Source organism: endosymbiont of Ridgeia piscesae (genome assembly GCF_001443665.1).
GTDB lineage: Bacteria > Pseudomonadota > Gammaproteobacteria > Chromatiales > Chromatiaceae > Endoriftia > Endoriftia persephonae.
The window spans coordinates 1-8,235 of sequence record NZ_KQ557166.1; the positions used below are offsets into that span (position 1 = coordinate 1).

Sequence of the window (8,235 nt, forward strand, 5' to 3'; positions counted from 1 at the left end):
GCCTCCACTACATCTTTCCTTTTCTGATCACGCTGTTCTTTTATCGTAGCCATGGAAAGCAGTATACACTGCCAATACTTTCGGAACGATTAATAGCTACCGGGAAGTTTCGTGAGAAGTTTACGCGCCTCATCGGAATTCGAGGCAAGATAGCCATGCAAGGCTAACGCTTCCTCCACGTCATAGGGAGCCTCATCGAGTTCTTTCTCTTTGAGAAAATGTTCCTTCACGAGAAAGACGCGAAGGTCTTCCAGTTTGTCCGGTGTCAATACGCTAGTGCCCGCAGCAAATCGCCTCAAGGCTTCTTCCTTGAATTCAGGGAGAGAACCGTCCTCCGGAAAGACATGAGATGTGTCCGGACACATCAGAATGTCATAGAGAACCCCTTTCCAGGGACGAGGGCGACCGTTCTGGCCCTTCTTATAGCGATAAGCGACCAGTCTGCTTCTGATTTTGTCAATCTGCCAATCGTAAAACTTCATATATTCAGTGAGTTATTTGCCCATATGTTCCTCGTTCCCCACGAGGATCACGCGAGGAAAGTCCGTACATATCCTCCATAAACTGATTCCCAGAATGTAGATCAGGAACCTGCACCATGAGTAAGAAAATTATATCACCATTCCACGGTAAGCCTACTACAGAGCTATTTACCGACAAGAGCGGGAATACAGCCTTCCGTATCACGCCTCTGGCCATTACGCCGCAGAGGGTGAAATTCGCTGAATTTCTGGCCGCGATTAGCGCTCTTGGCCTGTCATGGGGTGGGTTCCAGATACTTTCAAACACCCCTCACCCGACGGACTGGCTCTGGCCCGCCCTTCTGCTGGGACCTTGGCTTTCTTATCCGATCCTGAACTGGTTCTGGCGTTGCATTTTGCAAACCGAGACCCGGATCGAGATGACAACCGATGAATTCAAGTTCCGAAGCTGGAGCGGCTGGAAGAGTTATGACCGGAAGCTCCCCCATAAATTGAGCCTGATACCGCACGACAAGGCACAGGAAGAAAAGGACGAATACGACCTGGCGACGCGGACAGGCCAACAAACTATCAGGAAGCGGTATTACGGTGATTCCTATCACCTCTCTTATGACTATCTGGGCCAGCGCAATGATGTGTTGACCGTGTTCGGCTACAAGGATGCGCTCGCCATTCTCGCTCGGCTCAAAGCCTGCGACGAGAGACTGGACCAGTTGGCCAACATGGGTGACGGGATCGCTTTAGCCCCCAAAGACCAGTGGACTAAAGAGCCTGGGGAGATTTGATGAACGGGGCTATTCTGAACGGAGAGTTAGCGATGAGCCAAGGTGCAAGCACAATATTCAACTTCTTCATCGGTGCCCTTTATCTTATCGGGTTTATTGTTGCCCTGGGTGTCATTGGAAAAGTGCTGGAATGGCTTTCATATGTAGTTGCCAGTGCCTGCAATTATCTAACCGATGCTGTATCGACCGCCATCATTCGGATGCTGCAACGCGCAATGAGCTATGGCCTTCAATTGATACAGCTCGCATATGGCGCTATCTCGGCACCGATCAAGCGGATTGCAGTGGAATGCTGGCTTGCCCTCCAGGAGCGACTAAAACTCTGGCAGCTCTATTGGCAATACGGGCGAGACGAGTTCAGGAGCTTTCGGTCTTTTTGTCGCTACATGCGCGGCGAAGGCGATGACCGGGAGCAGGAAGAACACGAAAGCGAGAAGGAACAGGAGCGGGAAAGAAAGCGTGAAACCCCGTCTCCTGAGAAACCGGCTAATGCATATAAGGACGCGCTCTTACTTCTGGGATTTGGTGAAACGGAATCCCTTGACCTTGCGCTCCTTAAGAAAAGGCATCGGGAGCTAATCAGCCGCGTTCATCCTGACAAGGGCTGTCCTACCCCGATTCTGGCGCAGCAGATTAACGACGCTGTGAAACTTGTAAAACAAAAGAGAGGTTGGAAATGAAAAAGCAACTCATGAAAAGTAAAAAAGGCGACTTGGCCCGTGCTAAAGCGGAGTTCATGCAATTTAAGAACAAGCAGGGTAAACGCCCTGCACACCCGGCAACGGCGGCACCAAGAGAAAAGGCTCCCGCTCCTGCGCCAAAGACAGCTTATAAACTTCTTTATTGCAGTGAGCATATCGGGAAACTTTCGCGCGTGGACTTCGAACTATCTGAAACCACTGCTACCGGAATTAAAGCTACCGCTTTGGAAACGCCGTCAGCTTCCAGTTGTACACCACAAGCGCCTGATCTTGACAGCATCACTCTCAAGAGGAAGGTGACAATGAGCGGGAGCTATAACGGTTGCCCCCACTGCGGCAAGAAGAGTTTTTGTCGCTGCAACTGCGGAGCCATATCCTGTAGTACCGGTAACGCGGGAATCCATAAATGCCCGAGTTGCCAGAAGAAGTTTCGGACCATTCCGCTCACCGATGCAATAGATCTGACCGGTAATCGGGAACGGTCTCAAGCACCCCGCATTGAAAGTGCTCCACGCACGGCACTACCAAGGAACACGGCAAAAGCACTTCCAAAAAATGCGCCCAAGACTTTGCCGCATAAACCGGCTGGCCTTCTACCCAGGAAGTAATGCGACATATTTTCATGAGGAGGTAATCATGTACGCAGTATTCACAAGACTGAAAATTCTGGCAAAACGGATAATTGCCTTCGCTATCACCCTAATCGCCGGTTTTATTGCCGCCTATGCGATAGCAATGCCTATGCAATATCTGGTTCAGCGGCTAGTCAGCCATGATTACAGCAACCCGCCTTCTCTTTGGGAGGCGTGGTATCTGTGGCCGATATTCATTCTTATGTTTGGCCTTACGGTCTATTTTCAAAATAGGAGCTACAAGTGGCTGGCCAGACGCTTCGGCATCCCGATGAAATGCAGGTTGGGAGGCTATTGATTTGGCACCTTTCCATAAACCTCCAACTAGGCGGGTTTCAGGGGCGATGAAAATCACGCCGCGTTCACCGAGGCTGGCAAAATTCTAGCTGCCAGAAAAACTGGTGGCCACTCAATCACCTATATATGATATAAATAAACAAATATAATCACTTATATATGATATAATACTTGCTTTACTATCTCTTATATGTGATTCTTCTTTAGAAGAATTAACATATAAAGGTGATTATCATGCGCCCGAAAGAACGTGCTGTCGCACGCCGACAACTTGATAAGCGCTTGAATTCCCTACGGGATTCAGAGAGCTTCATACGCCCACCACGTGGCTGGATCAAGGCCATTCGTGAGGCTCTGGGCATGACAACCGCTCAGCTAGCAAAGCGGCTGGGGGTCGTTCAGTCACGCGCCGTTGCTATTGAGCAAGCGGAGGCCAAGGGCTCGATTACACTCAACAGCCTGGAAAAGGCAGCCAATGCACTTGATTGCCGTTTGGTCTACGCGCTAGTACCGAGAAAACCGCTCGATGAATTGGTTGCCGAGCGGACTGAACGCCTTGCGAAGAAACGGCTGAAATCAACGAGCCACAGCATGTCTCTCGAAGCCCAGGGTGTTGATACGGCAGACGAGCAGGAACAATTCAAACGCATGATTCAAAGCCTGCTTGATAAGGCCGGGTCCGAGCTTTGGGAGGAGAATGAATGACCGACCCGCTATACGAACAGGATGACGCGGCAACGCCGCTCAGCGAAGAAGAGCGGGAAGGCCTGATTCCGTCCTATATCACCCTACGGGGAGAACTCAATGAAGCCGAACAGGCCAATATCCTGGAAGCGGAAGAATGGGCCTCTAAACGCAAGCGTGATGTGTTGGACGAGCGTTTTTTAAACGGCCTGCACAAACATATGTATGGCCGGGTCTGGCGCTGGGCCGGTCAATATCGGCGGACCGGTAAAAATATCGGCGTTGACGCTTACCGCATTCCGATGGAGCTGCGCCAGCTCCTTGATGATTGCCGTTTCTGGATAGAGAACGGGAGCTACGAGCCAGATGAAATCGCTACGCGCTTTCATCACAAGCTGGTCTGGATTCATGCTTATCCGAATGGCAATGGTCGCCATGCGCGTCTAGCGACCGACCTATTGCTAGCAGCACTTGGTCGTCCCCGATTCACATGGGGGCGCGTCAATCTGGTCGATGCCAGTGAGACACGGAAAGCATATGTCACTGCGCTCCGCGCCGCTGATAATCACGATATCGGCCCATTGTTGGAATTTGTCCGGTCTTGAATTTCGCAGGCTATGCAGAAAAACCTATTTTTAGCTCGACATGATTCCCTATAAATGCTACAACATAATAACCTATGATACTTACAGCAACATAACCTAGAATTAAACCAACGTAAAAACCGATAAAGAGAACGTAAAATATGGCAGCCCCGTCAGAAAAACTCGCCCGGTCTCTTGAAGCCTTGAAGGCGCTTCAGGATCATGGGGTAGTCGCTATCCGCTCCAGCGACCTGGAACGCACCGACCGGGAACGTCTTGTCAAGAACGGCTTTCTGCAACCCGTCATGAAGGGGTGGTACATCCCATCCCGCCCCGGCGAAGTAGCCGGTGAAAGTACAGCATGGTATGCCTCATTCTGGAATTTTTGCGCCTCGTATCTGAATGAACGTTTCGGCACAGACTGGTGTCTGTCACCAGAACAATCCCTGTTGTTACATGCTGGTAACAGAAGCGTACCACGTCAGCTTTTGGTCCGTTCGCCAAAGGGGGATAACAAGATCACAGTACTCCCACATGACACCTCACTCTTGACTGTCCGCTACAGCATGCCGGAGAAGCAGGACATAGAAACAGTCAATGGCCTTCGCATATATGCCCTGGTCCCGGCCTTGATCGATTGTTCGCCTGTATTATTCCAACAAAATCCGACCGACATTCGCGCCGCACTGTCTACCATTTCTGGTGCCTCTGAAATTCTTGCAAAGCTCTTGAAAGGTGGACACACCACCATCGCCGGTCGTTTGGCTGGCGCATTCCGCAATATTGGCCGTGATCGTATTGCCGACGATATTGTTGCAACCATGCGAGCCGCCGATTATGACGTACGAGAATCTGACCCGTTTGAAACGAAACCGCCTGTCATTCTGTCCGGCAGAGAACGATCCCCTTACGTTAATCGCCTGCGCCTGATGTGGCATGCAATGCGCAATCCTGTTATCGAACGGTTCCCAGAAGCGCCGGGCATACCCAAAGACATCAAGACTTACATGCAACATGTTGACGATGTATATGTCACTGATGCCTATCACTCTTTGTCGATTGAGGGTTATCGCGTCAGCGCTGAATTGATTGAGCGCGTACGTCAGCAAAGCTGGAACCCGGACGATAACGAAGAAGACCGGGAACAACGTAATGCCATGGCGGCACGAGGCTACTATCTGGCCTTTCAGGCCGTCAAAAAAAGCGTTACCAGAGTCCTCAAGCACGAAAACCCCGGCATCGTTGTCGATAATGATCACGGTACATGGTACCGGGAACTGTTCGCGCCCAGTATTACGGCCGGCATTTTGGACATTGCTGATCTTGCCGGTTATCGTAATGATCAAGTCTATATCCGCTACTCCCAACACACACCGCCAAATCGGGACGCAGTGCGTGATCTTATGCCTGCGCTCTTTGATCTCATCAGGGAAGAACCCAACCCAGCTGTTCGCGTTGTACTGGGACATTTTATGTTTGTGTATATCCATCCTTATATGGACGGCAACGGACGCATGGGACGTTTTCTAATGAACGTAATGCTGGCGAGTGGCGGCTATCCCTGGACGGTCGTGCCATTGGAACGGCGTGACGAATATATGGCCGCATTGGAAGCGGCCAGCGTGGACCAGAATATCATGCCCTTTGCTGATTTTCTGGCAGAACTGGTTAATGCTGGACTGGAAGGGAGACCTGCGCCTGCACTTCCTTCGTCAAAGTGATATAGCGTAGAGAGATTGGAAAGGCCGCTTTTCGGCGGCCTGTTGAAGATTAAAAGTCATATGCGTTGGTAACGATCAGGTCGTGATCGATTTCGATGATCTCGCCGTTGATCTTCATGTCGCGGGCGATGGCATCGTAGTCGATATAGTAGCGAAGATTTTCAGGGATTTCGGTTGTTTCTTCGATTATATCGTAGGCGTAATCCTTGGCTTGGCCGTTAAAGAGGCTGACTTCTTCGTAGCGTTCCAAAGCATCTTCGAGGCTGTAGCCTAGATCGAGAAGAAAGAAGATTTGGGTGGCTTCGGTTTCGTCGAGATCATCCAGCTCTTCGAACCAGGTATCGACATTGCCCTGTCCGATATGTGCTGCTTCTGAGAGGCGGACAAGATGGGCTTCGCCATCGATGAACTGGATTTCGACCTCTTCGCAGCCTTTTTGGTTGAGTTTTTCCATACCGGCCTCGAACTTTTCGAAGCTGTCGAAGTAAAAGCCGGTGTGGTCGAGTGAGTACGGTTGTGCGTAGAATTCGGTCATTGGTCTGTCTCCTGTCTTGTGAAATTGTGGTTTCACGACAGGCGCGGAAACAGGCGGAACGGAAAGCCCGGAAGCCATCAATGGTGCGGCTCGCAGCGTAGCGAGAACACGGTTGGTGGCTGGAGCCGTTGGGTAGACTCGCAGTTACAACGACCGCGCTAAAGTCACCACGGTCAAATTTCACTGACAGGAGACATCATGACCGCCGCACATTCGGCCTCATTACAGCGGCCTAATACGGCAGAATAGAATTTAAAAAACGGTGTGAAAAATAGTAAAATAATGCGAAGAGGATTACGGGAGACAAGAGATATGGCGCTTGAATATATTGCCCTCATCAGAAAAGACGCCGGTACGGACTATTGGGTCAATATACCGGATATTCCTGGATGTATCGCATCCGGCGAAACCGAAGAAGAAGCCAAGGCTCAATTCGCCGAGGCACTGAATCTCCATCTGGAAGCTATGAAGGAGAATGGCCAGCCTCTAGCCCCGCCACGAAGCCGAGACGAAGTATTAGCAACCGAGGAAGATGAGTATCTGACCGATTACGTGGTTGAGTTCAAAACATTCTAACTCATTCATACCAATGCCTTGGAATTAGCGCCTCATTACCTCGCCACTTCGTATCAGCTATAGCGGCTTGAAACCATTCTTCATCAATATCGGCATGGTCAGTTATGATAACTTGAAGTTCAGGTGAGAGCTCAGAGACGACCTTAAATATCCACTCAAACATTCGTTTAACAGCTTCTCTATCTTCATCATCGCTGATTTCATCTAAGCTGCCAGTTACAGCCTGATCTGAAGGGAAATAAACCTGCGTAGGCTGATCGAAAAATATAAATCGCCCTACTGGACGTTTCTGCTCTATAAACCATTTTGCTAAAGCTAAATAGGCAATCAAGTGATAACCTACCCAGTTTTCCCCACTACCCATTCTATATAGAGGTGTACGACCGTGCGGAGTCTCAGCAACAACGGTTAAATTAGAAACATCAAGTCTTATGGGGTGTTCGCTATGCTCCAGTCCAAGCTCCCGCGCCCACCTTGTCATATCCTCTGCCACACAACTAAGCTGTGACTCAAGTCTTTCTTTGAGCGCTGTTGGGTCGAGTTGCTCTTCAAGCTGTTCTATTTGAGGCACAATTATATTCAGTTTATCTTGAAGAGAGCTTGTATCATCACTCCAATCGACACTTTCAAGATATAGAGATATTCTTCCAACAACTCGCGATCTTATATCATCAAGATGTGCTTTTGTGGCCAGCTCAACATCTTCCTTTCTTAGCACCTCCATAGCATCACGCGTTTTCCTTATATTATCTGCAAGCCGCCTATCTTCGTCTTCTAATGTTTTCAAGTATGAGGTAATGCGAGGCTTATTTCTTGATACTCCCTCTAATTTTGAGTTCAGTTCGGCTACTGAAGAATAAATAATCGTTTCAGCTTTCTTCAGCTCTTCATGCTCTGATTCACAAATCGGACAAACAGTACCTGGTGTTAATTTTTTATATAGTCCAATTGATTGCAATCTAAGTGACTGCTCATTCAGTTCACCTTCAAAACCACCTATTGATCCAGCATATTCTCTGGCGGCTCGAAGCCTAGATCTAATAACTTTTTTTCTTCTGAAAACTTCCGATATTGCTTATCAAGTTCGTAAAACGGATCTCCTTCAAGCTCATCCTCCTTTGATTGTAAAGGAGTCCAGCTGCTTATTAATCGTTCCGAAAGTATTGGCAGTGTATACTGCTTTCCATGGCTACGATAAAAGAACAGCGTGATCAGAAAAGGAAAGATGTAGTGGAGGC

12 protein-coding genes are annotated in these 8,235 nt (G+C 49.3%); 8 read left to right on the top strand and 4 right to left on the bottom strand.

The features are described 5' to 3' along the window. Positions 1-89: 89 nt before the first annotated feature. A complete protein-coding gene (locus Ga0074115_RS15155) occupies positions 90-482 on the bottom strand; it encodes a hypothetical protein (protein ID WP_057957054.1) in 393 nt (130 codons plus the stop codon). A gap of 116 nt (positions 483-598) precedes the next feature. Between Ga0074115_RS15155 and Ga0074115_RS15160 the strand changes: the two genes are divergently transcribed. The 7 genes from Ga0074115_RS15160 (at position 599) to Ga0074115_RS15185 (ending at position 5,886) form a co-directional block, all read left to right on the top strand. Beyond that, positions 599-1,267, top strand: coding sequence for a hypothetical protein (locus Ga0074115_RS15160; protein WP_057957053.1), 669 nt, complete (start codon positions 599-601; stop codon positions 1,265-1,267). Positions 1,268-1,299: 32 nt separating this feature from the next. Next, on the top strand, positions 1,300-1,947 hold the full coding sequence (locus tag Ga0074115_RS15165; protein WP_157292807.1) for a J domain-containing protein: 648 nt from the start codon (positions 1,300-1,302) through the stop codon (positions 1,945-1,947). Next, complete coding sequence (locus tag Ga0074115_RS16395) at positions 1,944-2,576, top strand: hypothetical protein (protein ID WP_157292809.1); 633 nt, start codon at positions 1,944-1,946, stop codon at positions 2,574-2,576. The genes Ga0074115_RS15165 and Ga0074115_RS16395 overlap by 4 nt, the downstream gene beginning before the upstream one ends. A 28-nt stretch (positions 2,577-2,604) precedes the next feature. Then, positions 2,605-2,898 carry a hypothetical protein gene (locus tag Ga0074115_RS15170; protein ID WP_057957051.1) on the top strand — a complete coding sequence of 98 codons (294 nt, stop codon included), beginning with the start codon at positions 2,605-2,607 and terminating at the stop codon, positions 2,896-2,898. Between the two features lie 233 nt (positions 2,899-3,131). Further along, positions 3,132-3,602, top strand: coding sequence for a mobile mystery protein A (locus Ga0074115_RS15175; protein WP_082626919.1), 471 nt, complete (start codon positions 3,132-3,134; stop codon positions 3,600-3,602). Then, entirely contained in the window at positions 3,599-4,186 is a 588-nt protein-coding gene (locus Ga0074115_RS15180) for a mobile mystery protein B (protein ID WP_060528691.1), read from the top strand. The genes Ga0074115_RS15175 and Ga0074115_RS15180 overlap by 4 nt, the downstream gene beginning before the upstream one ends. A gap of 140 nt (positions 4,187-4,326) precedes the next feature. Then, entirely contained in the window at positions 4,327-5,886 is a 1,560-nt protein-coding gene (locus Ga0074115_RS15185; protein ID WP_057957050.1) for a Fic family protein, read from the top strand. Positions 5,887-5,935: 49 nt separating this feature from the next. Here Ga0074115_RS15185 and Ga0074115_RS15190 read toward each other — a convergent pair whose 3' ends face one another. Beyond that, positions 5,936-6,421 (bottom strand): antirestriction protein ArdA, encoded by a 486-nt coding sequence (locus tag Ga0074115_RS15190; RefSeq protein WP_060528692.1) that lies wholly within the window; start codon positions 6,419-6,421, stop codon positions 5,936-5,938. A gap of 312 nt (positions 6,422-6,733) precedes the next feature. On the opposite strand from Ga0074115_RS15190, the gene Ga0074115_RS15195 reads away from it, so the two are divergent. Further along, a complete protein-coding gene (locus Ga0074115_RS15195; RefSeq protein WP_057957048.1) occupies positions 6,734-6,997 on the top strand; it encodes a type II toxin-antitoxin system HicB family antitoxin in 264 nt (87 codons plus the stop codon). A gap of 1 nt (position 6,998) precedes the next feature. On the opposite strand, the gene Ga0074115_RS16000 is transcribed toward Ga0074115_RS15195, so the two are convergent. Beyond that, entirely contained in the window at positions 6,999-7,955 is a 957-nt protein-coding gene (locus tag Ga0074115_RS16000) for a DUF3732 domain-containing protein (protein ID WP_232433151.1), read from the bottom strand. Positions 7,956-7,993: 38 nt separating this feature from the next. After that, on the bottom strand, positions 7,994-8,235 hold a 242-nt coding region (locus tag Ga0074115_RS16985; protein WP_232433152.1), incomplete at its 5' end, for a hypothetical protein.